This window comes from Amycolatopsis sp. FDAARGOS 1241 (assembly GCF_016889705.1).
Classification (GTDB): Bacteria; Actinomycetota; Actinomycetes; order Mycobacteriales; family Pseudonocardiaceae; genus Amycolatopsis.
The window spans coordinates 3,213,997-3,240,093 of sequence record NZ_CP069526.1 but is presented as its reverse complement, the minus strand read 5'-3'; the positions used below and the strand labels follow the sequence as shown (position 1 = coordinate 3,240,093).

General features: G+C 72.3%; 25 protein-coding genes and 2 pseudogenes. 10 read left to right on the top strand and 17 right to left on the bottom strand.

Annotation, left to right across the window (positions count from 1 at the left end; translation table 11 throughout):
- Positions 1–15: 15 nt before the first annotated feature.
- Positions 16–552, bottom strand: a complete 537-nt coding sequence (locus tag I6J71_RS15870; RefSeq protein WP_239154886.1) for a MarR family winged helix-turn-helix transcriptional regulator — start codon at positions 550–552, stop codon at positions 16–18.
- 85 nt (positions 553–637) lie between these two features.
- On the opposite strand from I6J71_RS15870, the gene I6J71_RS15865 reads away from it, so the two are divergent.
- Positions 638–1,462, top strand: coding sequence for an oxidoreductase (locus I6J71_RS15865; protein WP_204095408.1), 825 nt, complete (start codon positions 638–640; stop codon positions 1,460–1,462).
- Position 1,463: 1 nt separating this feature from the next.
- Here I6J71_RS15865 and I6J71_RS15860 read toward each other — a convergent pair whose 3' ends face one another.
- Positions 1,464–2,279 carry a class I SAM-dependent methyltransferase gene (locus I6J71_RS15860; RefSeq protein WP_204095407.1) on the bottom strand — a complete coding sequence of 272 codons (816 nt, stop codon included), beginning with the start codon at positions 2,277–2,279 and terminating at the stop codon, positions 1,464–1,466.
- Positions 2,280–2,370: 91 nt separating this feature from the next.
- Between I6J71_RS15860 and I6J71_RS48265 the strand changes: the two genes are divergently transcribed.
- Entirely contained in the window at positions 2,371–2,670 is a 300-nt protein-coding gene (locus tag I6J71_RS48265) for a helix-turn-helix domain-containing protein (RefSeq protein WP_239154883.1), read from the top strand.
- On the opposite strand, the gene I6J71_RS48260 is transcribed toward I6J71_RS48265, so the two are convergent.
- Positions 2,556–2,792, bottom strand: a complete 237-nt coding sequence (locus tag I6J71_RS48260) for a hypothetical protein (protein WP_239155657.1) — start codon at positions 2,790–2,792, stop codon at positions 2,556–2,558. The two genes, I6J71_RS48265 and I6J71_RS48260, sit on opposite strands and share 115 nt — an antisense overlap.
- On the opposite strand from I6J71_RS48260, the gene I6J71_RS48255 reads away from it, so the two are divergent.
- Complete coding sequence (locus I6J71_RS48255; RefSeq protein ID WP_239154881.1) at positions 2,785–3,075, top strand: hypothetical protein; 291 nt, start codon at positions 2,785–2,787, stop codon at positions 3,073–3,075. The genes I6J71_RS48260 and I6J71_RS48255 overlap by 8 nt on opposite strands.
- Here I6J71_RS48255 and I6J71_RS15850 read toward each other — a convergent pair whose 3' ends face one another.
- Positions 3,076–3,825 (bottom strand): short-chain dehydrogenase/reductase, encoded by a 750-nt coding sequence (locus I6J71_RS15850; RefSeq protein WP_204095406.1) that lies wholly within the window; start codon positions 3,823–3,825, stop codon positions 3,076–3,078.
- 71 nt (positions 3,826–3,896) lie between these two features.
- Positions 3,897–4,166: a hypothetical protein gene (locus I6J71_RS50750; RefSeq protein WP_370542149.1), complete on the bottom strand. Its 270-nt coding sequence runs from the start codon at positions 4,164–4,166 to the stop codon at positions 3,897–3,899.
- Here I6J71_RS50750 and I6J71_RS50745 point away from each other — a divergent pair.
- Positions 4,156–4,332 carry a hypothetical protein gene (locus I6J71_RS50745; RefSeq protein ID WP_370542148.1) on the top strand — a complete coding sequence of 59 codons (177 nt, stop codon included), beginning with the start codon at positions 4,156–4,158 and terminating at the stop codon, positions 4,330–4,332. The two genes, I6J71_RS50750 and I6J71_RS50745, sit on opposite strands and share 11 nt — an antisense overlap.
- Here I6J71_RS50745 and I6J71_RS50740 read toward each other — a convergent pair.
- Positions 4,329–4,670, bottom strand: coding sequence for a glycosyl hydrolase family 18 protein (locus I6J71_RS50740; protein ID WP_370542147.1), 342 nt, complete (start codon positions 4,668–4,670; stop codon positions 4,329–4,331). The genes I6J71_RS50745 and I6J71_RS50740 overlap by 4 nt on opposite strands.
- Complete coding sequence (locus I6J71_RS15840) at positions 4,561–5,649, bottom strand: carbohydrate binding domain-containing protein (RefSeq protein ID WP_370542146.1); 1,089 nt, start codon at positions 5,647–5,649, stop codon at positions 4,561–4,563. The genes I6J71_RS50740 and I6J71_RS15840 overlap by 110 nt, the downstream gene beginning before the upstream one ends.
- A gap of 134 nt (positions 5,650–5,783) precedes the next feature.
- On the opposite strand from I6J71_RS15840, the gene I6J71_RS15835 reads away from it, so the two are divergent.
- The 4 genes from I6J71_RS15835 to I6J71_RS15820 all read left to right on the top strand — a co-directional run bounded on the left by I6J71_RS15835 (position 5,784) and on the right by I6J71_RS15820 (position 8,562).
- The gene (locus I6J71_RS15835; protein WP_239154879.1) at positions 5,784–6,116 is read left to right on the top strand and encodes a PadR family transcriptional regulator; all 333 of its coding nucleotides are present in this window, start codon (positions 5,784–5,786) and stop codon (positions 6,114–6,116) included.
- Positions 6,113–6,730 (top strand): hypothetical protein, encoded by a 618-nt coding sequence (locus tag I6J71_RS15830; protein WP_204095405.1) that lies wholly within the window; start codon positions 6,113–6,115, stop codon positions 6,728–6,730. Before I6J71_RS15835 ends, I6J71_RS15830 begins: the two co-directional genes overlap by 4 nt.
- Before the next feature lie 87 nt (positions 6,731–6,817).
- Complete coding sequence (locus I6J71_RS15825) at positions 6,818–7,132, top strand: hypothetical protein (protein ID WP_204095404.1); 315 nt, start codon at positions 6,818–6,820, stop codon at positions 7,130–7,132.
- Positions 7,133–7,512: 380 nt separating this feature from the next.
- Entirely contained in the window at positions 7,513–8,562 is a 1,050-nt protein-coding gene (locus I6J71_RS15820; RefSeq protein ID WP_204095403.1) for a bifunctional 2-polyprenyl-6-hydroxyphenol methylase/3-demethylubiquinol 3-O-methyltransferase UbiG, read from the top strand.
- Positions 8,563–8,568: 6 nt separating this feature from the next.
- Here I6J71_RS15820 and I6J71_RS15815 read toward each other — a convergent pair whose 3' ends face one another.
- Together I6J71_RS15815 and I6J71_RS15810 are read right to left on the bottom strand one after the other, a co-directional pair.
- Complete coding sequence (locus tag I6J71_RS15815) at positions 8,569–10,134, bottom strand: AMP-binding protein (protein ID WP_204095402.1); 1,566 nt, start codon at positions 10,132–10,134, stop codon at positions 8,569–8,571.
- 301 nt (positions 10,135–10,435) lie between these two features.
- The gene (locus tag I6J71_RS15810) at positions 10,436–11,992 is read right to left on the bottom strand and encodes a S1C family serine protease (RefSeq protein ID WP_204095401.1); all 1,557 of its coding nucleotides are present in this window, start codon (positions 11,990–11,992) and stop codon (positions 10,436–10,438) included.
- A 200-nt stretch (positions 11,993–12,192) separates the two neighbouring features.
- On the opposite strand from I6J71_RS15810, the gene I6J71_RS15805 reads away from it, so the two are divergent.
- Entirely contained in the window at positions 12,193–12,918 is a 726-nt protein-coding gene (locus tag I6J71_RS15805; RefSeq protein ID WP_204095400.1) for a M24 family metallopeptidase, read from the top strand.
- A gap of 84 nt (positions 12,919–13,002) precedes the next feature.
- Here I6J71_RS15805 and I6J71_RS48250 read toward each other — a convergent pair whose 3' ends face one another.
- The 4 genes and pseudogenes from I6J71_RS48250 to I6J71_RS15790 all read right to left on the bottom strand — a co-directional run bounded on the left by I6J71_RS48250 (position 13,003) and on the right by I6J71_RS15790 (position 18,133).
- Entirely contained in the window at positions 13,003–13,329 is a 327-nt protein-coding gene (locus I6J71_RS48250; RefSeq protein ID WP_239154877.1) for a hypothetical protein, read from the bottom strand.
- A gap of 103 nt (positions 13,330–13,432) precedes the next feature.
- Positions 13,433–13,576: pseudogene (locus I6J71_RS50735) on the bottom strand (hypothetical protein); the annotation flags it as partial.
- A complete protein-coding gene (locus I6J71_RS15795; RefSeq protein ID WP_204095398.1) occupies positions 13,573–13,929 on the bottom strand; it encodes an SDR family NAD(P)-dependent oxidoreductase in 357 nt (118 codons plus the stop codon). The pseudogene I6J71_RS50735 and the gene I6J71_RS15795, both read right to left, overlap by 4 nt.
- Before the next feature lie 55 nt (positions 13,930–13,984).
- Positions 13,985–18,133 (bottom strand): S8 family serine peptidase, encoded by a 4,149-nt coding sequence (locus I6J71_RS15790; protein ID WP_204095397.1) that lies wholly within the window; start codon positions 18,131–18,133, stop codon positions 13,985–13,987.
- Positions 18,134–18,238: 105 nt separating this feature from the next.
- On the opposite strand from I6J71_RS15790, the gene I6J71_RS15785 reads away from it, so the two are divergent.
- Complete coding sequence (locus I6J71_RS15785; protein WP_204095396.1) at positions 18,239–19,231, top strand: helix-turn-helix domain-containing protein; 993 nt, start codon at positions 18,239–18,241, stop codon at positions 19,229–19,231.
- Positions 19,232–19,699: 468 nt separating this feature from the next.
- Here the strand turns inward: I6J71_RS15785 and I6J71_RS15780 are convergent.
- The 4 genes and pseudogenes from I6J71_RS15780 to treS form a co-directional block, all read right to left on the bottom strand.
- Positions 19,700–20,497, bottom strand: a pseudogene (locus tag I6J71_RS15780) (family 16 glycosylhydrolase); the annotation flags it as partial.
- 135 nt (positions 20,498–20,632) lie between these two features.
- Complete coding sequence (gene glgB / locus I6J71_RS15775; protein WP_204095395.1) at positions 20,633–22,837, bottom strand: 1,4-alpha-glucan branching protein GlgB; 2,205 nt, start codon at positions 22,835–22,837, stop codon at positions 20,633–20,635.
- Between the two features lie 4 nt (positions 22,838–22,841).
- Positions 22,842–24,239: an aminoglycoside phosphotransferase gene (locus tag I6J71_RS15770; RefSeq protein ID WP_370542145.1), complete on the bottom strand. Its 1,398-nt coding sequence runs from the start codon at positions 24,237–24,239 to the stop codon at positions 22,842–22,844.
- Positions 24,236–26,044 (bottom strand): maltose alpha-D-glucosyltransferase, encoded by a 1,809-nt coding sequence (gene treS, locus I6J71_RS15765; protein ID WP_204095393.1) that lies wholly within the window; start codon positions 26,042–26,044, stop codon positions 24,236–24,238. Before treS ends, I6J71_RS15770 begins: the two co-directional genes overlap by 4 nt.
- Between the last annotated feature and the right edge of the window lie 53 nt (positions 26,045–26,097).

Here is a 26,097-nt window from a genome sequence, read left to right as displayed (position 1 = left end):
CCGGCCGGCGGGGCTTCACCCGCCCCGGATCGTGTCCATTGTGGATGCGGCACCGAACTCGGTCTCGAACCGGGCCAGGAGGTCACCGAGCAGGGCGTTGAGGGCGGCCAGCCGCACGGGGTCGAGCGCACCGGCGAAGAGGTCGTGTTCGTCGTCGGTGCGCTGCTGCGTCGCGGCGGCCCAACGGTCGCGGCCCTTGCGCGTGAGCCGCACGGGGCGGCTGCGGCCGTCGGCTGCGGCGACCCGTTCGACCAGGCCCGCCCGGGCGAGGCGGTCGATGCGCACGCTCACCGTGCCCGATGTGACGCCCAGCAGGTCACCGAGTTCCTTGGGCGTGAGCACGGGCGGCTCGCCGGAGCGGTGCAGCGCCGAGAGCGCCTGCCAGTCGCCCGGCGTGAGGTCGTGGGCGGCGGCCGCGCGCTCCAGCACCTGCTCGAACTGCCGTGACAGCCGCCCGATGCGCTGCCGCGCGGCCTCCACGTCCGGGTCCACCCCGGCGGGCATCACGCGCAGCCACGCGCCGAGCCCGGCACCGACCGAATCCTGCACCACGACCACACTCCCCGCCTGGACACTCCCTTGAGTCTCAAGGTAGTTTGGTTTGAGACTCAAAGTATCGGTTGTGAAGGAGTGGTCCATGAGCCGGGTGTGGTTCATCACCGGCACGAGCGCGGGATTCGGCCGGGTGCTCACCGAGGCCGTGCTCGCCCACGGCGACCGGGTGGTCGCGACCGCCCGCGACATCGACAGCATCAAGGACTTCGCCGACCGCGCGCTCGTCGCGCGACTGGACGTGACCGATCCCGCGTCGATCCGCTCGGCCGTCGACGCGGCCCTGGCGGAGTACGGCCAGATCGACGTGCTGGTCAACAACGCGGGCCACGGCCTCATCGGCGCGCTCGAGGAGCTCACCGACGAGCAGACGCGCAAGGTCATGGAGACCAACGTGTTCGGCGTGCTCGCCGTGACCCGCGCCGTGCTGCCACACCTGCGCGAGCGGCGCAGCGGGCACGTCGTGCAGCTGTCGTCGGTCGGCGGCGTGGTCGGCAACCCGGGGCACGCGATCTACGCGACGTCGAAGTTCGCGCTGGAGGGCATGTCCGAGGCACTCGCCGGTGAGGTCGCGCCGCTGGGGATCCGTGTGAGCATCGTCGAGCCGGGACCGTTCCGCACGGAGTTCGCGGGCCGGTCCATGGCCTTCGCCGACCCCATCGCGGACTACGGCGACACCCCCGCGGGGCGGCTGCGCGAGCAGTTCTCCGCGCAGGACGGCCGCCAGCCCAACGACCCGGCACGCGCGGCCGCGGCGATCATCAAGCTCGTCGAGACACCGGACGCGCCGCTGCGGCTGCCACTCGGGCCCGAGGCCGTCACGCGGATCCGGGCCAAGCTCGAGAAGCAGCTGGCCGACCTCGCCGCGTGGGAGGCCTACGCCGTCGACACCCGTTACCCGGACGCGTGAGTCAGAACCGGTAGCGCAGCACGCACGTGCCGCGCCGCGACAGTGCCGCGCTGCGAGCCGCCAGCCGCGTGAACCAGCGCATCGCGAGCGGCTGCAGCGTGACCTCCGGTGCCCGCGTGGCGAACAGCTCGCCGGCCGGCTGCAGCTGCGGCACCCAGCGCTGCGGGTCGCGCGGGTCGTCGAACGCGGGGTTGGCCACGACGCCGGCGATGGAGCCGGTGCCGCGGTGGTCCTTGATCGCCCACAGATGGAAGCGCGTGTAGCTGTTGAACGCGATCTCGCCCGCGGGGAAGTGGTGCGCGAGCCCGCTCAGCAGCGCGACGAACGCTTCCTGCGGCAGGAACGCGACCAGTCCGGCGGCGACCGCGACCGCGGGCCTGCCCTCCGGCAGCCGGTCGAGCCGGCCCGGCTCGGTGAGGTCGGCGGCGATCGGGTGGACGTTCGGGTGCGCCGGAAGCGGGCGTTCGCGCGCGGAGACGACGGCCGGCAGGTCGAGGTCGTACCAGTCCACTGTGGAGGGTGGCTGGACGCGCTCGATCCGGCCGTCGAGCCCGGCACCGAGCTCCAGCACCACGGCGTCGGGGTGCCGGGCGACGAACGAGCGCACCACGTCGTCGAGGATCCGCGAGCGCACCGCGATGTCGAAGACCTGGCTCTTCACCAGCGGCGCCTTGCCACGGTCGTGCCCGAGCGCCTCGGCGACGCCGGCGGCGGTCGGATCGCCCGGCACCGGGCGCGGTGCGCGGCTGTCGAGCGCCCGGCCGTCAAGCGTGAGGTACAGACTGTTCTCCACCGCGGTGAACGCCGTCGTGTCCATGGTGAGCCCCTTGTTTCCCGATCCGGAAACTACGACTGTCCACCGAGGCTCGTCGACTCGAGTTTTTCTTGTGTTGCAATGACTGTCGCGAGTGCAACTCGGGTTTTGCCGTTGCAATGAGCGCTACGCCGGCCCCATACCGGGAAGCCGACTCACGCACGAAGACCGCCGCGCCGTCGCCGAGGGGCTCTCGGGCGGGCTGCCCTACGCCGAGATCGCCCGGCGCCTGGGCAGGCCGACGTCGACGGTGAGCCGGGAGATCCGGCGCAACGGCGGCTACCGCGCCGACCACGCCGACCACGCCCAGGAGGCCACGCTCTCGCGCGCGCCCGGCGGATGCCCGCGGACGGGCCCGTCCTCACCGGGTTCGAGGAACGGTTCACCACGATGATGGTCCACACCGGACTCCCGCGGATGGCCGCACGCGTCCTCGCCGCGCTCCTCACCGGTGGCGAGGCTGAGCTGTCGGCGGCCGATCTCGTGGCGCGCGTGGAGCCCGGCGTCGGTGTCCAAAGCGGTCGCCTGTCCGGAACAGCTCGAACTCGTCCGGCGCATCCGTGGCACCCGTGGCACCCGTGACCGCTACCGCGTCGACGACGACGCGTGGTACCGCTCGTGCCGGCGCGAGGCCGACGTGTGCGCCGCCTGGGCCGATTCGGCCCGGTCGGGAGCCGCACTGCCGGCGGGCTCCCCCGCGGCCGCGCGCCTGGCCGCGATGGGCGACTACTTCGACCACGTCGGCCGCGACCTGGCGACCTCGGCCGAGCGGTGGCGCCACGTCTTCGGCGCGCGATGATCAGCCCGCAGCGGAGATGCCGCCGTCGATGGTCACGATGGTGCCGCTGATGTAGGCGGCCCGGGGCGAGGCCAGGAACGCCACCAGGTCGGCGACCTCGCGGGCCTCGGCGACGCGGCCGGAGGGCAGCGCGGCGAAGCTCGCGTCGACGTCGGCGTTGGCGGCGCGCATGGCCGTGATCCGTTCCGTGGCGACCGGACCGGGGTTCACGCCGACGACCCGCACCCCGCGGCGCGGGCCGTCGCCGCCGAGGGCCTTGGTGAACGCCATGAGCGCGGCGTTGCCCGCGCCACCCGCGATGTAGCCGGCCGTGGGCCGTTCGCCGGCCGCGCCGATGACGTTGACGATCACGCCGCTGCCTCGTTCGCCCAGGCGCGCGAAGAACAGGCGGGAGAGGTCGACGTAGGCGTAGACCTTGAGGTCCCACGCGTGCCGCCACCGGTCGCGGTCCACCTGGTGCAGCGTGCCCGCCGGGATGTCCCCGGCGTTGTTCACCAGGATGCCCGCGTCGGCGGTCGCCGCGGCGAGGCGCTCCAGGTCTTCGGGTACGCGCAGGTCCACGGCGTGCACGGTCACCTCGACACCGTGCGCGTCGCGAAGCTTCTTCGCCAGGTCCTGCAGCGCGTCTTCACTGCGCGCGGCCAGGTGCAGGTGGCAGCCCTCGCCGGCCAGCACCTCCGCGATGGCGGCGCCGATCCCCTTCGACGCGCCGGTCACCAGCGCCCGCTTGCCGACCAGGTTCAAGTCCATCGGTGGTCCTCACGATCTCGGGTACGTCCCAGCTTGCCCGAGAACGATCACGCACCGCCAGGTCGGGTGGGTCACGGCAGGGCGTCGAGGAACGAGGCGTGTGCGTTCTGGAACGCCCAGACCTGCCGGTGATCCACGAGCTGCGCGACTCCCTGACGGTGCTGCACGTCCAGGACTACAACTCCGGCCCGGTCATGGGGCTCGACAACCAGTACCACACCATGGGTGGCGCCGACTTCCACGTCGCGATGACGGACATGCTGAAGGCTGGGTTCACCGTCGCCGGTGGCGCGTTCTTCCCGGGTCTGCGCGACGAGCAGATCGCCGTCGGTGCCGGCCACGGTCAACGCCGGCAACGGTTACACCGCACCCGCCGACGTGCAGGCGACTCTCACCTGCCTCGTCAAGGGCACCGGGTGCGGCGGCTACTCGCTGCGCGGCGGCACCCAGCCGGGCTTGCGGGGCATCATGACGTGGTCGGTGAACTGGGACCACTTCTCCGGCTAGGCGCCGGTGCGCGGGTCGCCGCCCGACGAGCCGCCGTGGAACTGGTGACCGACCTGCACGAAGAACGTCTCGGGCGCCGTCGTGAGGACGAACCTGGCACCGTAGCGCGCTTTCAGCGTCTTGAGCGCCGAGATCAGGTTGACCACGGCGGGTGTGGTGGGGCTGCGAAAGTCGCTGTCGCCGGGGTTGAGGGACAGCGAGTGGCCTTCGAAGTCGACGTCCAGACCGTCAAAGCCGTACTTGCCGATGATCGCCGAGACGGAGCTGACGAACGCGTCGCGCGCGGCCGTGGTGGTGAGCTGCACCTGGCCCTTTTCCCCGCCGATGGAGATGAGCACCTTCTTGCCCTGCGCTTGCCTGGCCCGGATCGCGGCGGTGGAGTCCGCGGCGCTCTCGACGCCGGCACTCGCTCGCCGGGCAGCGCGTGAAGCCGATGTCGCCGGACGTCGGCGAGGTCGGCTCGCCGAACGCGAGGGCGACGATGTCCCACACGTCGGGCACATCGGCCATGCGGACGTAACCGGACCCGTTCGCGAAGCTCGCGTACAGGTAGCCGATGAGGGCGTGCTCCGGCAGGCCGGCACTGGTGCAACCGCCGGTGGTCGCGGAGACCGGCGTGGTCCTCGGCGACTCCCCGGCGGCTTTGTACACGGCCACCGCGTAGGTGTGCGTGGTGCACGGCTGCAGGCCCGCGAGGGTGGCCGACGTGCCGGAGACCGTGGCTTTGAGCGTGTTGTCCTCGTACACGCGGTACCCGGCCGGACTGCCCGCCGCGGCGGCCCAGCTCAGCGCGACGGACGTGCTGGTGACCTGGGTCGCCGCCGGGGTGCCCGGTGCCGCGGGCGTGCCCGGGGTCCCGCCGCCCGGCCCGTCGTGGCTGACATCGTCGGCGTAGTAGGTGCCCGCGCCGTACCACCCGTGCAGGTACACCTGCGCCGACGTCTGGCTCGCCCCCGTGGTGAACTGCAGCTGAAACCGCGTGTACTCGGCCGCGGCAGTCCACGTCGACGGCCCTCCGGCGACCCCCAGGTACACCGGATTGCCCCGCACCCACGCCTGGACGGTGTACGCGGTGTTCGGCCGCACTCGCACCGTCTGGCTGCACTGGCCCGTGTCCCCCGCCGACGCCGGACCGGCCGGCGCGCCGGTGCCCGCGCGCACGGGCTGCTGCGTGGCCACCGCACCGGCCGCGCACGTCCACCCGCTCACACCGTTCTCGAACCCGGCGTTGACCAACAGGTTGTCCGCTCGGGCCACCCCGGGCAGCACGGCGGCCAGCACCACCGCAGCGAACAGGGACAGTCGGAACCGCCTCATCGCGCACCTTCGGCTTGGCGGGCAGAGGCTTATTATCTGGCCCAATCGAAGCATGTCCAGACCATTCGGCACAGGTCACCCGCACGCCGGAATCGGGGGCTTCTCCGGACGGCCCGGGCTAGGTAGGTTCAACCATGACCGCTCCGCGGATGACCCTCCCGACTCAGCTGGTGCTGCACGCCTTGCTGCGGGAGCCCGCCCAGGAGCGCTACGGGCTCGAGATCTGCGCTGCCGCCGGGCTGCCCAGCGGCACCATCCACCCGATCCTCGCGCGGCTCGAGAGAGCCGGGTGGCTGCGCTCGCGCTGGGAGGAAACCGATCCGGCCGAGGCGGGCCGACCGCGACGGCGCTACTACCGGCTGGACCCCGACGGCATCGAGGCGGTGCGCGAAGCCTTGCTCCGCGCGGAAAAGTCGGCGCCCGCGGCGGCCCGGCTGCGGCCGCGCCTTTCGGGAGGTGCCCGGTGAGCGTGCCGCTGGACCTGCTGTTCGGCCTGGACCGGATGCTCGCCCGGACGCACGACGACGTCGCGGAGTCGGTGTTGCCGCACTTGGGCATTTCCCGCCGGGTGGTCGACCGGCCGCTCGTCGCCGCGCGGTTGCGGCAGCTGTGCCGCGAACTCGACGTGACGGCGGACCTCGCGGGTCCCGCGGAGCTGGGCCCGGCGCTCGACACCGCCCGCGCCTACGCCGGGCGCGCGCTGTCGCTGATGAGCGAGGGCACCGACCGCGCCGACCACGATCTCGCGCGGCGCTGCGTGACCGAACTGGTCGATCAGCTCGATCTGGCGCGCACGGACGTGCTCGCCGTCCTCGGCGACCACGGCTTCGGCCCGCGCGGCCCGCGCTGGCGTGGCTGGGCCGGTCCGGCGGCGAATCGAGCCGAGGTGATCGCGTTCTCCCGCCTGGCCGCGACGTGCGCGGTGGCGCTGCTGCCGGCCGGCAACCGAGCCGAATACGCCGAGCTGTTCCTGTCCGAGCTCCACGAGCTCGCGAGCAGCCGGAGTGGCCGCTGGGCCCAGGTGCGGTACGCGTGCCGCGTGCTCGTGCGCGCACCGCGGCTGCGTCGGGCACTGGGCTGAGGCCCGCGGCGGGTCGCTGGTGGTCAGGGGTGGGCGGGGAAATAGGCTGGGCCCGTCAGTGGGTTCAGGAACGGAGAGTGCCCGGCGATGTCCGACAGCTACACCGCAGCGATCGTCTACACACCCGAGGCCGGGGTGCGGCTGCGGCCGGACGGCGGCGGCGACCTGCCGACCGGCGCGAACGACGTCAACCTGCTCGGCATGGCCATCGCGCTGGCACTGGGCCGCGCCGGCTACGAGCACCACCCCGAGCCCCGCGACCCCGAGCTCCAGACGCTCGACGCCCTCCTCGCCGGGGACGCCGTGATGCCGTGGCGCCGGCCCGACGACGGGGACGACCAGCAGATCACGTGCACCCGCGGTGCCGGGGGCGCGTGGTCGTGCGAGGTCAGGCCGGCCTGAGCCGCCGGTGCCGCCGCGACCGGCTCGGCGGCACCGGAACCGGGCCAGGTGCCCGGAGACAACCATTTCGCCCCATGGTCTGGGCCTGTTGGCCGGCCGTGCGGCCCACTCCGGCGGAAAACGATCGTGCCGAGCCGTCTCCGGCGCCGTGGCGAACTCCGCGAACGGTTGTTCGTTGTGGTGGACCTGCGCCACTCTCAGCGACGAGCAAAGCCGGAGGCGCGAAGGAGCAGCGCCTCTGCGGCAGCATTCGCCCGGGAACTGCCCGGCGGCACCACGGCGAGCCGCGGAAAGCGCACCCCGGAAGCACCAGGATGAACCAGGCCCGCGATGAAAAGTCGGCCGTTGTCCGGCTCGTCCGGCGCTGGAAATACTGGGTGATGCCCGAAGATCCCGCGGAAACCGTGGCCGCGCGCGTGTTCGACGCCGCCGTCGCGACGTCCGACGTCATCGCGATCGCGCTGGGCGATCGCCTCGGTTACTACCGGGCTCTCGCCGGTGGCCACTGCTCCCCCGGCGAGCTGGCCGAGGCGACCGGGACCGACGAGCGCTGCGCCCGCGAGTGGCTCGAACAGCAAGCGGTTTCGGGCTTCCTCGACGTGACCGGCACCGAGGGCGACCGGCGCTACCGCTTCGCCCCCGGCGCGGAGACGGTGCTGGCCGACCACGACGCACTCGCCTACCTCAGCCCGCTCGCACGCCAGCTGGTGAGCGCCGCGGGGCACGTGCCCCAGGTCGCCGAAGCGTTCCGCACCGGCCACGGCTTCCCGTGGTCCGGCCACGGCGCCGACATGCGCGAGTCCCAGGCCGCGCTCAACCGCCCCGGGTTCCTGCACCTGCTGGCCAGCGAGTGGCTGCCCGCGATGCCCGACGTGCTCGCCAAGCTCACCGACGGCCCCACGCGCATCGCCGACGTCGGCTGCGGCGGCGGCTGGGCCGCGATCGCGCTCGCGCGCGCGTTCCCGCACGCGAGCGTCGACGCCTACGACCTCGACCGCGCCACCGTCGAGCTCGCCCGGCGCAACGTCGCCGAAGCCGGCCTCGAAGACCGCATCACCGTGCACCGGCAGGACATCGGCACGGCCGGCGCCGGACCGTACGACCTCGTGATGGCTTTCGAGTGCCTCCACGACCTGCCCTATCCCGTGCGCGCGCTCGAGGCGATGCACCGTCTCGGCACGACGGTGCTCGTGGCCGACATGAAGGTCGCGGACAGTTTCACCGCGCCCGGCGACTCCGTCGAGCGGCTGATGTACGGCTTCAGCGTGGCGATCTGCCTGCCCGACAGCATGAGCAGCCCCCACTCGGCCGCCACCGGCACCGCGATCCGCCGCTCGACCGTCGAGGCTTACGCGCACGAAGCCGGGTTCGACCGCATCGCGGTGCTGCCGATCGAGCACGACACGTGGCGCTTCTACCGGCTCGGCTGAGCTTCGTCACTGGATCCGCCGCTCGACCCCCGCCCACGCCTTCTCGCGCAGCACGTACTTCTGGATCTTCCCCGTCGACGTCTTCGGCAGGTCTCCGAAGGTCACGCTCTTCGGCGCCTTGAACCGCGCCAGCCGCTCGCGCACGAACTCGACGATCTCGGCCTCCGTCGCGGTTTCGCCGTCGCGCAGCGTCACGTAGGCGGCCGGCACCTCGCCCCAGCGGTCGTCCGGCACGGCGACGACCGCGACTTCGAGCACGGCCGGGTGCTCGGCGATCGCCTGCTCCACCTCCACCGACGCGATGTTCTCACCGCCGGAGATGATCACGTCCTTGCTGCGGTCGCGCAGTTCCACGTACCCGTCGGGGTGCACGACGCCCAGGTCGCCGGTGCGGAACCAGCCGTCGGGCACCGCGGCGCGCGTCGCCGCCGGGTCGTTGAGGTAGCCGAGCATCACGTTGTTGCCGCGCAGGGCGATCTGGCCGATCGTGGCACCGTCGGCGGGCACGTCCGCGCCGTCGTCGCCGATCACGCGTGCGGTGCAGGAGATCATGTTGCCCACGCCCTGGCGCGCCTTGAGCCGCGCCTGCTCCTGTTCGCCGAGCGCGTTCCACTCCGGGCGCCAGTCGCAGATCATCGCCGGGCCGTAGGTCTCGGTGAGGCCGTAGAGGTGCGTGACGTCGAAGCCGAGCTCGCGCATCCGCCGCAGGATCGCGGGCGACGGCGGCGCCCCGCCCGTCGCCACGCGCACCGGCTTCTCCACCGGCGCCGCTTCCGGGGCGTACGCGAGCATCGACAGCACCGTCGGCGCGCCGTTGAGGTGGGTGACGCCCTGCTCCCGGATCAGCTGCCACACGCGGGCGGGCTCGACCTTCGGCAGGCACACGTGCGTGGCGGCCGCGGCCGTCACCGCCCACGGGAAGCACCAGCCGTTGCAGTGGAACATCGGCAGCGTCCACAGGTGCACCGCCGACGGAGACAAGCCCGTGTGCCCGACCATCGCCAGCGCCTGCAGGTAGGCGCCGCGGTGGCTGTACAGCACGCCCTTCGGCCGGCCGGTCGTGCCGGACGTGTAGTTGATCGAGAGCACCGACCGCTCGTCGCCGGGCGTGAGCGCGAGCGGTTCGGCTGCGGCCAGCAGCCGCTCGTACTCCTCCCCCGCGCGGATCCGGCGGGGCGGTTCGCCGGGCAGCAGCGCCACGGCGTCGGCCACCAATTCGTCGAACCCGGGGTCGTGCACCAGCACCGCGGCGTCGGAATGCTCGAGCAGGTAGGCGATCTCGCGAGCCGCGAGCCGCGTGTTCACGGCGACGAGCGGCACACCCGCCCACGGCACGCCGAAATTCGCCTCCAGCAGCACGTGGGTGTTGGGCGCCAGCACGGCCACCGGCCGCCCGGCGGCGAGCGGGGCGAGTGCGCCGGCGAGCCGGCGGCACCGTTCGTGCAGCTCGGAGTAGGTCCAGCGGTCCTCACCGTCGACCACGGCGATGCGGTCGCCGTGAGCGGCCGCGGCGCGATCGAGGTAGGCGGTGGGGGTGAGCGGCTCGTACGACCAGGTGCTGGTTGCGTCCACGGAATCCTCTCCCGGCTTCGGCGACGGTGCCTGCCACACGATAAGCCGCGATCGGCCTCAGAGGCGGGGAATGTGAGCCACCAGCGACTCAGGCGGCGGTCCGGGCGCGTCCGAGACGAGCTGCGCGACGGCGGCGACCCCGCAGTGCCCGGGCACGGCGGGCCGCCGGTTCGCTCGTGCCGCACCCGGCCGGCTCCGTCGGCAGGGCCGGCGGAAACCCCCTGCCTCGCCGCGAGGAGGGGCCGGCCCGCGAGCGCGGGGCCCCGGTCCGAAGTGGACCGGGACCCCTTGGTGGTCGCGCTCAGCCGACCGGCCCGTTGGCCGGGGTGATCGAGACGTCGTGCTGCTGGCCCGTCTGGTCGACGACGGTCACGGTGAGCTTGTCGCCCGGGTGGTGGGTGTCCATGAGGGTGGTGAGCGTGGTCGCCGAGTCGACGGCCTTGCCGTCCACCGCGGTGATCACGTCGCCGCCGGTCAGGCCGGCCGCCGCCGCCGGGCCACCCTGGACCACCTGCTGGATCAGCGCGCCGGACGAGCTGCCCTGGCCCTGCCCTTGACCCTGACCCAAGCCGCCCTGCCCCAGGCCACCCTGGCCGAGCCCGCGCTGACCCTGGCCGAAGCCGCCCTGGGCCTGCTGCCCGGCGTCGCTCACGGACACACCGAGGAAGGCACTCTGTCCGATGTGGACGGTTTCGGACGACTTGCCGCCGATGATCTGGTGCGCCAGGTCGATCGCCTGGTTGATCGGGACCGCGAAGCCCTGGTTCCCGGTGGAGCCGCCCTGCTGGCCGTCGCCCTGGCCCAGGCCGCCTTGCCCCTGGCCGAAGCCGCCCTGCCCGCGCCCGAGCCCGCCGCCGAAGCCACGGCCCTGGCCGCCGTTGAACTGGAAGCTCTGCGACGCGGCGGTGTCGACACCGACCACCTGACCGCTCGCGTTGACCAGCGGGCCGCCCGAATCGCCGGATTGGATGTCGGCGTCGACCTGGATCAGGCCGGACAGCTGCTCCGACGAGCTGCTCGACTCGTCCGACGCGGTGATCGACTGGTTCAGCGCCGTCACCTTGCCCGCGGCCACGGCCGGGGTGCCACCGGCACCTCCGGCGTTGCCGATGCCGACCACGGCGTCGCCGGTCTGGACCGAGGACGAGTTGCCGAGCGTCGCGGTCTTGAGCCCGGACGCGCCGTTGAGCTTGATGACCGCGATGTCGTGGCTGCGGTCGTAACCGAGAACGGAAGCGGTGTAGGTCTTGCCATCACCGAGGTCGGTCACCTTGATGCTGGTGGCGCCTTCGACGACGTGGTTGTTCGTGAGGATCTCGCCGTCGGAGGTGAGCACGATGCCGGTGCCCGCGGCTTCCGCGCCCTGGTAACCGAGGTCGGTGTTGACGTCGGCCAGCGCCGGGTCGACCTTCTGCGCGATCCCGTTGGCGTCGATCGACGTGCTCGACGTGCCCCCGGGCGGGGCGACGGACCCGAAGTTCTGGTTGCCGCTCGCGGAGCCGGAGCCGGGCGTCCACACGAAGTGGCCGATCCCGAGCCCGAGGACCACCGACAGCCCGATGGTGCCGACCGCGATCGCCGCGCTGCGCACCGGCCTGGGCGGCTTGGGCTTGGGCTTGTGGTACGGCGTCTGCGGATACTGCTGCGTGCCCCAGGCACCCTGCTGCGCCCAGCCCTGCTGATAGCCGTACGGGTTCTGCTGTCCGTACCGGCCCTGCTGGCCCTGCTGGCCGTGCTGCCCCTGCCGGCTCTGGTGCGCCTGCTGCCCGTACTGCCCGTAGTGGCCCGGCTGGGTCTGGTCGCCGTACGGCCAGCCGCCGGCCTGTCCGCCCGTCGAACCCGGTTCCTGTTCGCTCATTTTCCCGCTCCAGCCTCGTCCCGCTCCTGGCTTGCCGCCTCGACCAGGACACACCCCGTACCTGAGAGTTTCCTTGCCACGCTCCGTGCGCAACCTGTGGAGTTTTCCCCGGTTCCCCTGAAGACCGGACATTCCTCCCCGTACGCGCCCGAATCGGGCGCCCCTGGTGAGCGCGGGCGCCAGCCGGTTACGGTCGCGGCATGGCTGAGTTGATCGAGGACGAGGCGCTGCGCGCCCGGCGGCTGCTGGAGGCGCAGGCCAAGGCCGTCGAGCTGTTCGATCAGGTGCAGCGGCGCGGGCTGCTCGCGCCGGGCGTGCGCGAGACGGAGGCGAGCGACGCCGTGCGCGACCTCGCGGCCGATCTGTTCGGCGTGGACCGCTACTGGCACAAGCGGATCGTGCGCGCAGGCGAAAACACGCTGCAGCCGTACCGGGAGAACCCACCGGACCGCGTGATCGCCGAAGACGACATCGTGTTCGTGGACTTCGGCCCGATCTTCGAGGAGTTCGAGGCCGACTTCGGGCGGACGTTCGTGCTGGGCGACGACCCGGTGAAGCAGCGGCTGCGCGACAGCCTGCCGGTGGTGTGGGCCGCGGGGCGCGCGTACTTCGAGGCGCACCCGGACGTGAGCGGCGCCGAGCTGTACGCGCACGTCACGAAGTTCGCCGCCGACGCCGGCTGGGAGTTCGGCGGCGCGCACGCGGGGCACCTCGTGGGCCAGTTCCCGCATGAAACGATCGACGGCGAGCGCATCGAGTCGTACATCGCACCGGGCAGCGACCGGCCGATGCGCCGGCCGGACCGCAAAGGTCAGGTGTCGCACTGGATCCTCGAGGTCCACCTCGTCGACCGCGAACGCCGGATCGGCGGGTTCTTCGAGGAGCTGCTCGACCTGGGCTCCGGACCGGCCGGCGCGGCCCGCTAGGCCGGGCGGCCGGGGACGCGAGCTTGCCGAGCCATGTCGGGAATGTGCCGGGCGAATCCGCCTAGGTGGCACCGGTGGTGACGCTCAGGACGCCGCGATCTCGCCCGGCAGGGTGCCGTCCACGTCGGTGAAGCCGTAGGCCGCCGCGAGGTCCGTGGTGGTTTCGACGGTGCCCGCTCGGTTGAGCACGTCCGGGTCCGCCGCCGGCGCCACGACACCGCGGCCGACGAAGCGCGGGGACTCGGCCGCGGCGAGGTCGAAGGCGCCGGCGCCGGGGATGTCGAGGACCGTGCGGCCCTCGCGCGTCCGGCGGGCGGCGAAGGCCAGCAGTTCGGCGCGCACGAGACCGGGCCACAGGGACACGACCGCGACGTTGCGGGGCCGCAGCTCGAGCGCCGTGTCGGCGGTCATCTTGTCCACGTCGGCCTTGCCGACGCCGTAGACGGTGTCCTGCTGTGTACGCGGCCGCGCCCGAGGACGAGATGTTCGCGATCAGGCCCCCGCCCGCGGCGAACAGCAGCGCAGCGGCGTGGACGCTGGCCACGTAGTGCGAGCGGGCGCCGATGCCGAGCACCTCGTCCCACGCCTTGATCGGCAGCTCCCAGAACGGCTTGTCGAGCCACCCCGCGAGGTCAGGCGCGGAGAAGATGTTGTTCACCAGTACATCGAGCCGGCCGCTTCGATGGAGATGCGCTTGAACACCGCCGCCACCTGCGCGTCGTCGTGGTGGTCGCAGCGCAAGGCGACGCCGGTACCGCCGAGCGCCGTCACCTCGGCGGCTGTCTGGGCGATCGTGCCGGGCAACGGGCCGGCGCCGACGCTGCGGCCCGTGACGTACACCGTCGCGCCGGCGGCACCCAACTCCAGCGCGATGCCCTTGCCCACGCCCCGGCTCGCGCCGGTGACGACGGCGATCCTGCCAGCCAGCGGTCGGTCCACGCTGTCGATCTTGCCCTGCCGCCCCGGGTTTCGGCGATCGAAACCCGCAAAAATGGCGGGACCGGTCCACATCGGACCGATCCCGCCATCACCCGGCCCTCCCGGCCGCGCCGCCGGGAGGGACTCGTCAGTACCGGAACTGCTGCAGCTGCCTACCGTCGGCCGAGGGCACCCAGCCGGTGCGGGTGGCGGGGTCGAGCTGGGCCGAGCGTTCCGTCTGGCTGTTGACCTCGCCGCCGAAGGGGCCCGCCACGATGTTCAGCCCGGACACCACCGACACCTGTTTACCGGTCGTCAGGTCGAGCACCGCGAACTGGCTCGTGGCGTTGCTGTCGGTGATCACCCCACCGACCTTGCCGAACTGCGAGATCACCGGCGGCGTGCGGAAAGCGACCAGCCCCAGGTGGTGCACCCCGTCGACGGCCAGGAACGAAGACTGCTGCTGGCGCACCGTCACCGAGCCACCCGCCGTGAGCGTGTCGCCGGCGACCGAGCCCAGCGAGGTGGTGCCGACGATGTTGAGGCTCACCGAGCGGTACACCGTCTCGTACAGCTTGTTCGCGCCGTCGTCGAACGCCAGCCCGTTCGCGCACACGCTGCCCCCGTCGGACAGCCGGGTCGTGCCCGAGTCGAGGTCCACCGCCGCCACCGAGGCCGCGCCCGCGCCGAAGCAGATCAGGCCGCTGCCGGCGCGCGCCAGGTAGACCAGCCCGCTGGCCTGGTCCAGCGCGATCATCTTGAACCCGCCGGTGACCGCACCCGGCGGATCCGCGGGCAGCGGTGTGCCGAGCGCACCGTCGGCCAGCGCCAGCGGCAGTACGAAGTCGGTGTTGTCCGACGTCCGCTTGGCCAGCAGCGCCGCGCGGTGCCGGGTCGCGTCGACGCGGCCGCCCGACACCGAGTAGCCCTCGGCGGTCACCGCGGCGACGCGCTGCAGTGACCCGGTGTCGTACGTCTCGACGGTCCACCCTGCGGGGGTCACGTGCAGCAGCGCAAGCCGATCGGCGTCCGCGCCGAGCACCTGGTAGGCGTCGCTGCCCGAGGCGTCGTTCGCCAGCACGCGGCCGTAAGTGCCGTGAGCGGCGTCGTACTCGCGCACCGACTCACCGCCGTCGGGCGCGCGCAGCGCGACGTAGGACGATCCCTTCGACGCGGCGGCGAAGCTCGTCACCACGCTGTCGCCCGGCGCATACCCGTCGTCGAGCACGAGGAACGATGTCGGCGACGCCTGGCCCACCACCTTCCCGTGCCGGTCGGTCGCGAACACCCGCACGTTGTAGTCGAGCGAACCACCGAGTCCGAGCTGGACCGCGTCGAGCTTCGCGACGCCGTTGCGGGCCGGAAGCTGCTGGTACGCCACGGATCCCGCGCTCGGTCCACCTTGATCACGGCGATCGCCGTTGGCGTTGGTCACCGTGTTGAGCGCGTTGTAGAGCGTCGGCGCGGGCGCCGAAACCTCCACCGCCGCACCGGTCGCGCCGGGTACGCCGCGCACGTCGTAGCCGAGCGAGAAGCCCGGTGCCGCCCGGGTGATCGAGGCGAAGTGCCCGGACGTGCCGCCCGCCGTGAGCGTCGGGGCGTCGGGGCGCTGCGCGGGACCGCCGACGCGGATCGCGGTGAACTCGCCGTACGTCGGGTCGCCGGCGCTGCCGGTGACCGACCGCTGCACGAGCCCGATCCCGTACACGCCCGCGCCGCCCGCGAACGCGGACGCCGGCACGACCACGTCACCCGACGTGGCGGTCAGCGGCGCCACGAACCCGGTGCCGAACAGCGGTGCGCTGACGGGGTTCCAGTGCCCGAGCGTCGACACGACCAGCTGTGGGTTCGACAGGTTGCGCACGCCGGTCAGGTCGTAGTGCACCGCCACCTCGCGCCCGACCGGCACGGACGCCGGCGCGACCGGGGCGAGCGCTTCGACGTAGGTGCCGTCGCTGGGGCCCAAGGTCAGCGTCCGCGAAGCCGACGCCACCACCCGGGGGCCCGAGCGCACCTCGAACGTGACCGGCACCGAACGGTCCTGCGTGGACACCACCGGAAGTCCCGCGGCGGCCAGGATTTCGCGCGGGTTCAGCCGCACCGCCGGCACGTTCGAGGTGAACTCGTGGCCGTTGACCTCCAGCGCGTAGGACGCGTTGGCGGGCGCGCCGACCACGTCGGCGCCCACGGTGACCGGGCCGACGAGGCCCTCCCCCGTGCCGTCCGTGTCGAGGTCGATGCGGCCGCCGTCGGCGTTCTCCGTGAAGGAACCGCCGAGCCCGCCGGTGGTCACGCGGTGGGCGACCGAGAGGCGGGTGATCGCCGGATCGGTCTTGCCCCGGTGCTCGCCCAGCACGGACTGGACGGCCGCGGTCACGTCGAGCTGCGGGCCGACCGTCACCGGCCGGTCCATCTGCGGCGGCGACGCGACCGGGCGCGCCGTGCGCTGCAGCAGCGACCGGACGTCGGCCGGGCTCAGCGAGCGGCCGGTGAGCTTCGCGGCCTGCAGCACCACCGCCGCGGCGGCCGCGGTCATCGGAGCCGACGCCGACGTGCCGCCGTTGAGCACCGGCGTGACGTCCTGCGCGCTCCCGCGCTGCGTGTGTGCCACGACCAGAATTCCGTCGCTGGGCGCGGAAACGTCGACGCGCGTGCCGAAGCCCGAGGAGAAGAGGCCGCCGCCGTCGGTGCGGGTGGTCGCGAACGTCGGGTTGTGCGCGGCCGCGCCGCCGGCCTGCTGCGACACGGCGAGCGTGTCGTCGAGCGTGGTGCCCCCGACGGCGATCGCGCCGGAGTCGAGCACCTTGGTCGGCGTGGTGGAGAACTGGTCGTCGCCGATGTCGGTGGTGTCGCGGGCGTCCTTGGTCACGTCGGTCGGCGTGCTGCCGCCATCCGGGCCGACGGCCGCCGGGGTGAACACCCGCGTGCCGTCGTTGGCGGAGACGGTGACGACGATGTGGTACTGCTGCACGATCGTCGTGATCACGGCCTGCGCCACCGGGTCGTCCTCGAGGTAACGGCCGGGGAAGCCCACGGTGTCGGTGCCGACGCCGAGGCTCGCGGTGATCACGTCCGGGCGCGGCGTCTGACGCGCGGCGGCGAGCAGCGCGACCGAGATCTGGTCGAGCGTCGGTTCCTTGGGCACGACCAGCCGGTACTGCGCGCCGGGTGCGATGCCCAGCAGGTCGGTGAAGCCGGCGCCCTGCGCGCCGGCGCGCTGGCGGTCGTGCGGCAGGGGCGCCATCACCCCGAAGTCCATCAGGACCTCGCCGAGCGTGGCGTCCTCGTTCTCGACGGAGCCGGCCGGGTCGAGGTGCCCGGAGGAGTCCGCGGTGTAGGTGGGGATCAGCGGCATCGACGGGATGTCGAGGTAGCGCCGGCCGTCGCGCAGCACCGTGGTCGGGCCGTTGGCCTGGACGTAGGCATCGCCGGCGTCGGCCATGGCCTGGTCGGTGAGGTCGCCGAGCGAGACGTTGGTGATGATCTCGCCGGTACCGGGCAGCTGGCCGTACTCCTTGCCCAGCAACGAATATGCGCCGAGCGCGTCGGTGCCGCCGGCGTTGAGGTAGCTCTGGGCGGACGACGTGACGCCGTAGTTCGCGGGCAGCGCGGCGGGCGGGTTCCGGTGCGCCTGCGGCAGTTTCGCCGCCTTGACGGCGGGCTGCGGCACGGGCACGGGACCGGTCGACATCGTCGCGGCGCGCCGGTTCGGCTGCGCGCTCACCACGCCGGGGGTCGCTGCGAGCGTCTTTGCGGCCGCGTCGGTGTCCTGGCCCGACAGGTGCACGAGCACGGTCGTCGCGAGCGCGGGAACGTCGGTGGCGTCCGGGAAAACGGGCTCGACGGAGGTGGCGCCGACCTTCGTGAGCGCCGCGTTGACGCCGGTGTCCGACGTCTTGGCCGCGCGCCGGCCGGCCGGCAGCGGGGCGCCGGTGACGGTGGTCGAACCGGCCAGCTGGACGAGGACGTCGGCGGATTGCGCCGGCGTGGTGGTGCGGGTGAACGCGGCGCGGACGGCGTCGTCGGTGGGCGCGAGGCTGCCGAGGGCCGAAGTCCCCTGAGGAAGGGCGAGCACGGTCTTCCCGAGGGTCTTGCCGTGCGCGTCGGTGCGGGTCGCGGTGCCGTCGGGGTCGACGGTGATGCTGCCGCCGTCGGGCATCGCGACGTGCCTGGCGGCTGGGGGCTGCTCGTCCGGTGGGGCCGCGGTGGCCGGGGGAACGGCGAGGCCGGTGAGGGTGGCGGCGGCCGTGACGGCGATCAGGGCACGGCGGAGCGTCGTGGTTCGGGCTCGGGGCACCAGGCTCCCTTTCGGGTCGGGGGGACGGGGAGTTCAGTGGTCGGATCAATTTCCCAGTGCCCGCGCGGCTGGCGCAAGATAGCCACTATGACCAATAGTCGCCAAGTGGCAGGTTCACGCCAGCAGCTGCGGGACCTCGACGCGCTGGGCATCCCGGCCGTCGACGCGAAGGTGTACACGGCGTTGCTGGGCCACCCGCGCACGCGCGGCGTGGACCTGGCCGAACAATGCGGACTTTCCGCCCAGCAGGTGGCGCGGGCGCTGTCGCGGCTCACCGCGAGCGGCATGGCGAGCCGCGTGCCGGGCCGGCCCGCGCGCTACCTCGCGGCGGCACCCGACATCGCACTCGGTGCGCTCGCGGCCGAGCGCGCGGCGGAACTGCGCAGCGCCCGCGCGGCGATCGAGGACCTGATGACCGTGCACCGCGAAGCCAGCCGGTTCACGCACCCGGCCGAACTCGTCGAGGTCGTCACCGGTGCGGAGAACATCGACGGGCGCGTGCGCCGGCTGCAGGACGAGGCGCGCACGCAGATCCGCGGGTTCGACCGCCCGCCCTACGTCAGCGCCCCCGGGGAGAACCTCGACCCGGAACGGCAGCGGCTCAAGGCAGGCATCACCTACCGCGTGATCTACGACCGCCAGGCGATCGCGGTCCCCGGCCGGCTCACGAACGACATCCTCGCCAGCGGCCAGCACGGCGAACGCTCCCGCGTGCGCCCGCAGCTGCCGATCAAGATGGTGATGGCCGACGAGGAGGTCGCGGTGATCCCGATCAGCTCCTCGCCGCACGTCGTCGACGCGGCCTACATCATCCACGCGTCGGCGCTGCTGGACGCCCTGGTCACCCTCTTCGAAGCCGAGTGGGACCGTGCCGTGCCGATCTCCGAGGCCCTCACCGAACCCGCCCCCGACGTCGACCCCGCGACGACCACCCTGCTCACCCTGCTCGCCGCCGGCCAGACCGACTCGGGCATCGGCCGCGCCCTCGGCTGGAGCCCCCGCACGACCCAGCGCCGCGTCCAGCGCCTGATGACCGACCTCAACGCGACGACCCGCTTCCAAGCCGGCATGAACGCCCGAGCCCGCGGCTGGCTCTGAACCGCAGGACATCGAACGTAGCCGGATCGGCCGTGGCGGCCGGGAATCGCTGGCCCGAACCGGACCGCAGCCAGGAGGTAGTCGTGGCTCCCGGACCTGCGGAGCCGATCCGACGTCGCCGCACCCGACCCGGCAGTATCCCGTCGCGCCGCGTTCCGCCGACCGCCCCGGCTTCCGGCCACGGCCGGGTTGCGCGGCCGGCGCTGAGCCGCTGGGCCGACGTGGTTCCGGCCCGGGCCGAACTCCCCCTCCGCCGCAACGGGGAAGGTCCGGCCCGGGTCAGGCTGCCGCGGCACCTCGGGGTGCCGGCCGGACGGGCCTCCCGGGACTTCGCCCGGCTCGCCGGGAGCCGAGCCGGGGCGAAGCCGCGGAGATCCGCGCCCGCCTGATCTCCGCCCGCCGCCGCGGCCCGAATTCGCGGTGGCGTCCGGTGGTGCGGGGAACCGGATGTCCGCTGTGGACGGGTCAGCTCACGTGCACGTTGTCGACCACGAGCTGCTGCGGGAACTGCGTGCCGCCGGCCAGTCACCGCCCACGGCGAGGTTGAGGATGAGGAAGAACGGGTGGTCGTAGACCCAGCGGTTGCCGTTCAGGTCCGCCGGCGTGCGGGTCGCGTAGGCGTTGCCGTCGACGGACCACACGATCTTGTTCGTGGACCAGTCCACCGCGTAGGTGTGGAAGCCGGCCGAGAAATCGGGACCGTGGTAGGCCGCGCCGATGCCGTTGGCACCCGAGTAGCCGGGGCCGTGGATCGTGCCGTGCACGGTGGTCGGCTCCTTGCCGATGTTGTCCATGACGTCGATCTCGCCGTCGCCGGGCCAGTTGCCGCCGCCGAGCATCCAGAACGCCGGCCACATGCCCGGCCCGCGCGGGAGCTTCATGCGGACCTCCAGGTAACCCGAGCTCGTCGAGAACTTTCCGGAGGTGGTGAGCCGCGCCGACGTGTACTCGCATGGGCCGTACCAGCAATTGTTGCCGGACGACTCCTTCTTCGCCGTGAGGACCAGGTGGCCCTGGCCGTCGAGCGCCGCGTTGGCCGCACCGGAGGTGTACCACTCGCACTCGTGGTTGTTCACGTTGTCGCGGTCTCGTAGTTCCACTTCGACCCGTCGGCCGGCGAGCCCGCCGGGCCGTCGAAGTCGTCGGTGAACGTGGCGGCCGGGCTCGCGGGTGCCGCGCTGCCGGCCGGCGCCGAAACGTCATCCCTCCCGCCAGCGCCACCGCGGCCGGGATCGCCAGTAGCCGCCACCTGGTGGACGTCTTCAGAGGCTTCATCGTCGTCATCCCTCGTCACCCGAGGGGCAGCCTGGCGGCGCCACCTCGGTTTGTTGTGGGTGGCAACAAAGTAGCCTGCGCGGTTGGTCACCGACAAGAGGGAAAGTGAGGAATTTTCCGACAACCTCACCGGGGTGTCGAGGTGGCCTCCTCGAGCAGCCACAGCACCCCGCTCGGCGGCAGCTGGAGCACGGCCGACGCCGGCAGGCCGTGCCACGGCTTGCCCGTCGCCTCGATCGCGCCGAGGTTGCCGACCCCGGACCCGCCGTAGACCTCGGCGTCGGTGTTGAGCACCTCGATCCACCGGCCGGTGGCCGGCAGGCCGACGCGGTAGTCGCGGTGCGGGACGCCCGCGAAGTTCGCGATGCACGCCAGCCGCGACCCGTCCGACCCGAGGCGCAGGAAACTCAGCACGTTGCCGGCCGAATCGTTGGCGTCGATCCACTGGAAACCCTCCGGGCGCACGTCGCCGCTGAACAGCGCGGCAGTGCCCCGGTAGATCTCGTTGAGCTGCCGCATCAGCGCCTGCACGCCGGCGTGCAGCGGGCTCTCGAGCAGGTGCCAGTCGAGCGAGCGCGACTCCGACCACTCCCGCGGCTGCCCGAACTCACCGCCCATGAACAGCAGCTGCTTGCCCGGGTGCGCCCACATGAACGCCAGCAGCGAGCGCAGTCCCGCCGCCTTGTTCCAGTCGTCACCCGGCATCCGCTGCCACAGGGATCCCTTGCCGTGCACCACTTCGTCGTGCGAGAGCGGCAGCACGAAGTTCTCGGTCCACGCGTACACGAGCGAGAACGTCATCTCGTTGTGGTGGTAGGCGCGGTGCACGGGTTCGTGGCTCAGGTAGCGCAGCGTGTCGTGCATCCAGCCCATGTTCCACTTGAAGCCGAACCCGAGCCCGCCGAGGTGCGTCGGCCGCGTGACGCCGGGCCACGCCGTCGACTCCTCCGCCACCATCACGACGCCCGGGTGTCGCCTGTAGACGGTCGCGTTGAGCTCTTGCAGGAACCGCACCGCGTCCAGGTTTTCGCGGCCGCCGTACTCGTTCGGCAGCCACTCCCCCTCCTTGCGCGAGTAGTCGAGGTAGAGCATCGACGCGACGGCGTCCACGCGCAGCCCGTCGAGGTGGAACTCCTCGAGCCAGTACAGCGCATTCGCCACGAGGAAATTGCGCACCTCGTTGCGGCCGAAGTTGAACACGAGCGTGCCCCAGTCGGGCTGCTCACCGCGGCGCGGGTCCTCGTGCTCGTACAACGGGCTGCCGTCGAACCGCGCGAGCGCCCAGATGTCGCGTGGGAAGTGCGCCGGCACCCAGTCCACGAGCACGCCGATGCCGCGCTGGTGCAGGTGGTCCACGAGGTAGCGGAAGTCGTCGGGCGAACCGAAGCGCGACGTCGGCGCGTAGTACGACGTGACCTGGTAGCCCCACGAACCGCCGAACGGGTGCTCGGCCACCGGCAGGAACTCCACGTGGGTGAAGCCGGTTTCCTGGACGTAGTCGGCCAGCTGGCCGGCCAGCTCTCGGTAGCCCAGCCCGGGCCGCCACGAACCGAGGTGCACCTCGTAGACGCTCATCGGCGCGTCGGCCCAGTTGGTCGCCTCCCGGGTCGTGACCCAGTCGTCGTCACCCCAGGTGTGGACCGACTTCGTCACCTTGGACGCGGTCGCCGGTGGCACCTCGGTCGCGAACGCCATCGGGTCGGCCTTCTCGTGCCAGTGGCCGTCGGCGCCGAGGATCCGGAACTTGTAGCACGTGCCCACCGGCACGTCCGGCACGAACAGCTCCCACACGCCGGACGAGCCGAGCGAGCGCATCGCGTGCCCGCGCCCCTCCCAGCCGTTGAAGTCGCCGATCACGCGCACGCCGCGCGCGGTCGGCGCCCACACGGCGAACGACACGCCCTCGACGGTCCCGCGCGGGGTGTCGTAGCTGCGCACGTGCGCGCCCAGCACGTCCCACAGCCGCTCGTGCCGGCCTTCGCCGATCAGGTGCAGGTCCAGCTCACCGACCGTGGGCAGCCAGCGGTACGGGTCGTCGGTGACCACGGTGTGCCCGTCGTAGCCGATCTCGAGCCGGTAGTCGCCCGGGTGCTCGGGCAGCGTCGCGGCGAACAGCGCATCGACGACGCGCTCGAGCGGGAAACGCCGGTCGCCCGCGAGCGCCGTCACGGACTTCGCGCCGGGCACCAGCGCACGGACCACCACACCCGTGGCGGTGTCGGCGTGCACGCCGAGCACCGAGTGCGGGTCGTGGTGCGAGCCGGCCAGCAGCCGGTCGATGTCCTGCGGGGACGGAGCCGCTGCGGGCAGATCCCGGGGAGCCGTGTTCACGTCTTCACTCACCTCCGTGGGCGATCCGCGAGATCGCCGCCATGGGCACGGTCAGCCAGTCCGGCCGGTTCGCGTGCTCGTAGCTGACTTCGTACACCGCTTTGTCGAGTTCGAACGCACGGAGCAGCTCCCCGTGCTCGCGCGGGTCGCCGATCGGGCCGGCCGCGGCGGCGTATCCGGCGCAGAACGCCGTGCGGTTGCGCCGCGCCCATTCGAGCGCGCGCTCGGTGAGCGCCGGCTCCTCGGGCTGGCCCACGAGCAGCTGCCGGGCCGCGTAGTCGAACGAGCGCAGCATCCCGGCGACGTCACGCAAAGGCGAGCGCAGCGCGTGCCGCTCCTCCAGTGGCGCGGCCGGCTCGCCCTCGAAGTCGAGCAGCAGCCAGCCCCCGACCGTGCGCAGCACCTGGCCCAGGTGCAGATCGCCGTGGATGTACTGCATCGAGATCTCCGGGCGGCCGGGTGGCAGCTCGCGCAGTGCGTCGAATACCTTCCGCAGCGCGGGCGCGTGCTCGGCGAGCTGCGGGACGTCGCGTGCGGCCCGCTCGAGCCGCTCGGTCATGCCCGCCACCGTCCGGTCGAGCTCGGACTCGTCCACCGGGTGCGCGCCCAGAGCCGCCGCCAGGTCGGTGTGCACGGTGGCGACCGCCGCGCCGAGGCGCTCGGCCTCGCCGGCGAAGTCGCCACCGACCTCGTCGGGCCGCAGGTCGGGTTCGGCCATCAGGTCGCGCACGCTCGTGCTGGCCATGGCCCAGCCGTCGACCGCGTCGGGCAGGAACACCTGCAGCATCCCGACCGTCGCCGGCGCGCCGGCCAGCTCGCCCGTGATCGAGCCGACGACCTGCGCGATGTGCACGCACCCCGCTTCCTGCAGCGCGCGGTGCAGCAGCAGGTCCTTGTTGGTCCCCGGGCTCAGCTTGCGGAACAGCTTCAGGATGTACTGACCGCCGTACACGAGCGACGTGTTGCTCTGCTCGGACGTGATGGGCCGCGCCCGCAGCCCGCCGGTGAGCTCGGCACCGGGTTCGTGCTCGAACGAGAGCGGGCCGACGCGCTCGCCGGTCACCATGTTGTCCAGCAGCACCGCGGTCAGGTCCGCGTCGCCGCTCGCCTCGTAGAAGTTGAGCCCCCCGTCGGCGCCGATCCAGGCGGTCGACGCGATCTCCGGCGGGTGCGACCGGCGCCCCACCAGCAGCTGGTAGGGCTCGGTCCGGTCCCCTTGTCCCACCTCGACGACCACGTGCAGCAGCTGTGGATCACCCGCGACCAGCTCGGTCGCGGCGAGGGCGCGGACCGCCGTGATCGGCCGGTCCTTGCCCGCGAACCAGCGCTGCGCCGGCAGCCACTCCGGCAGCTCGGCGACGAGCTGCCGGATCAGGTGTTCGTGGTCGCCCAACGGACTCACCTCATTTCGCCTTCGGCTTCCCGCTCGACGAGCTGGAACCAGTAGAACCCGTGACCGGGCAGCGTGAGCAGGTACGGCAGTTCACCGACCTCCGGGAACCGCACACCGCCGGTCAGCTCCACCGGCACCGAGCCGAGGTGCGCGGACAGGTCGAGCTCCACCGGCTGAGGGAAGCGCGACAGGTTGTTCACGCACAGCACGACGTCGTGGCGCCCGTCGGGCCGCTGCCACTGGCGCTGGTAGGCGAGCACGCTCGGGTTCGAACCGCCGAGGTCCACGAAGTCGCCGGCGGCGAACGCGTGGTGCTGCTTGCGCACCTCGATCATCCGCCGCGTCCAGTTCAGCAGCGACGACGCGTTGTTCGACTGGGCCTCGACGTTGAGGGCTTCGTAGCCGTAGACCGGGTCCATGATCACCGGCAGGTAAATGCGGCCGGGGTCGCAGGAGGAGAAGCCGGCGTTGCGGTCCGGCGTCCACTGCATGGGGGTGCGGACCGCGTCGCGGTCGCCGAGCCAGATGTTGTCGCCCATGCCGATCTCGTCGCCGTAGTACAGGACGGGCGAACCGGGCAGCGACAGCAGCATCGCCGTGAACAGCTCCTGCTGGTTGCGGTCGTTGTCCAGCAGCGGCGCCAGGCGGCGGCGGATGCCGATGTTGGCCTTCATCCGCGGGTCCTTGGCGTACTCGGCGTACATGTAGTCGCGCTCTTCGTCCGTGACCATCTCGAGCGTGAGCTCGTCGTGGTTGCGCAGGAAGATGCCCCACTGCGTACCCGACGGGATCTGCGGCGTCTGCAGCAGGATCTCCGAGATCGGGAACCGCGACTCGCGGCGCACGGCCATGAAGATGCGCGGCATCAGCGGGAAGTGGAACGCCATGTGGCACTCGTCGCCGCCGACGTCCGGGTCGCCGAAGTACTCGACGACGTCCGAGGGCCACTGGTTCGCCTCGGCCAGCAGGATGCGGCCCGGGAACTCGTCGTCGACGACCTTGCGGCAGCGCTTGAGGAATTCGTGCGTGCGCGGCAGGTTCTCGCAGTTGGTACCCTCCTGCTCGAACAGGTACGGCACGGCGTCGAGCCGGAACCCGTCGATGCCGAGGTCGAGCCAGAACCGCAGCACGTCGATCATCGCGTCCTGCACGGCCGGGTTCTCGTAGTTGAGGTCGGGCTGGTGGCTGAAGAAGCGGTGCCAGTAGAACTGGCCGCGCACCGGGTCGTAGGTCCAGTTCGACGTCTCGGTGTCGACGAAGATGATGCGTGCGTCGGCGTAGCGCGAGTCGTCGTCGCTCCACACGTAGTAGTCGCCGTACGGGCCGTCCGGGTCGTGGCGCGACTGCTGGAACCACGGGTGCGCGTCGGACGTGTGGTTGAGCACCAGGTCCGTGATGATGCGGATGCCGCGCTTGTGCCCCTCGCCGAGCAGGTACACGAAGTCCTCGACGCTGCCGAACTCCGGCAGCACCGCGCGGAAGTCGCTGATGTCGTAACCGCCGTCGCGCAGCGGCGACGCGTAGAACGGCGGCAGCCACAGGCAGTCCACGCCGAGCCACTCGAGGTAGTCCAGCCGGCTGGCGAGCCCGCGCAGGTCGCCGGTGCCGTCGCCGTTCGAGTCGGTGAACGCGCGCACCAGCACTTCGTAGAACACCGCGCCCTTGAACCACTCCGGGTCGCGCGGCGCCTCCACCGCGTGCCCGAAGTCGTCTGCCTGGGGTTCCACGAGCAGGCCCTCGGCGGTCATCGCCTCACCAGTGTGGGGTACGCCGTCCAGGCCCAGTGCCGCGTCGGGCCGGCTCTCGTCGTCCATGAAACTCCACCTCGTCCCGCATTCGGCGGTACGTTCGATCGTCCCTGCCGCGT

Bases quoted from the DNA above. Each gene is read 5' to 3' on its own strand.
- I6J71_RS15865 (WP_204095408.1), top strand. From the start codon at position 638: ATGAGCCGGGTGTGGTTCATCACCGGCACGAGCGCGGGATTCGGCCGG.
- I6J71_RS15825 (WP_204095404.1), top strand. From the start codon at position 6,818: ATGTCCGACAGCTACACCGCAGCGATCGTCTACACACCCGAGGCCGGG.
- treS (WP_204095393.1), bottom strand. From the start codon at position 26,044: ATGGACGACGAGAGCCGGCCCGACGCGGCACTGGGCCTGGACGGCGTA.
- I6J71_RS15810 (WP_204095401.1), bottom strand. From the start codon at position 11,992: ATGAGCGAACAGGAACCGGGTTCGACGGGCGGACAGGCCGGCGGCTGG.
- I6J71_RS15805 (WP_204095400.1), top strand. From the start codon at position 12,193: ATGGCTGAGTTGATCGAGGACGAGGCGCTGCGCGCCCGGCGGCTGCTG.
- I6J71_RS15820 (WP_204095403.1), top strand. From the start codon at position 7,513: ATGCCCGAAGATCCCGCGGAAACCGTGGCCGCGCGCGTGTTCGACGCC.
- I6J71_RS15850 (WP_204095406.1), bottom strand. From the start codon at position 3,825: ATGGACTTGAACCTGGTCGGCAAGCGGGCGCTGGTGACCGGCGCGTCG.
- I6J71_RS48250 (WP_239154877.1), bottom strand. From the start codon at position 13,329: ATGACCGCCGACACGGCGCTCGAGCTGCGGCCCCGCAACGTCGCGGTC.
- I6J71_RS15860 (WP_204095407.1), bottom strand. From the start codon at position 2,279: ATGGACACGACGGCGTTCACCGCGGTGGAGAACAGTCTGTACCTCACG.
- I6J71_RS15835 (WP_239154879.1), top strand. From the start codon at position 5,784: ATGACCGCTCCGCGGATGACCCTCCCGACTCAGCTGGTGCTGCACGCC.
- I6J71_RS15840 (WP_370542146.1), bottom strand. From the start codon at position 5,649: ATGAGGCGGTTCCGACTGTCCCTGTTCGCTGCGGTGGTGCTGGCCGCC.
- I6J71_RS15795 (WP_204095398.1), bottom strand. From the start codon at position 13,929: ATGTGGACCGGTCCCGCCATTTTTGCGGGTTTCGATCGCCGAAACCCG.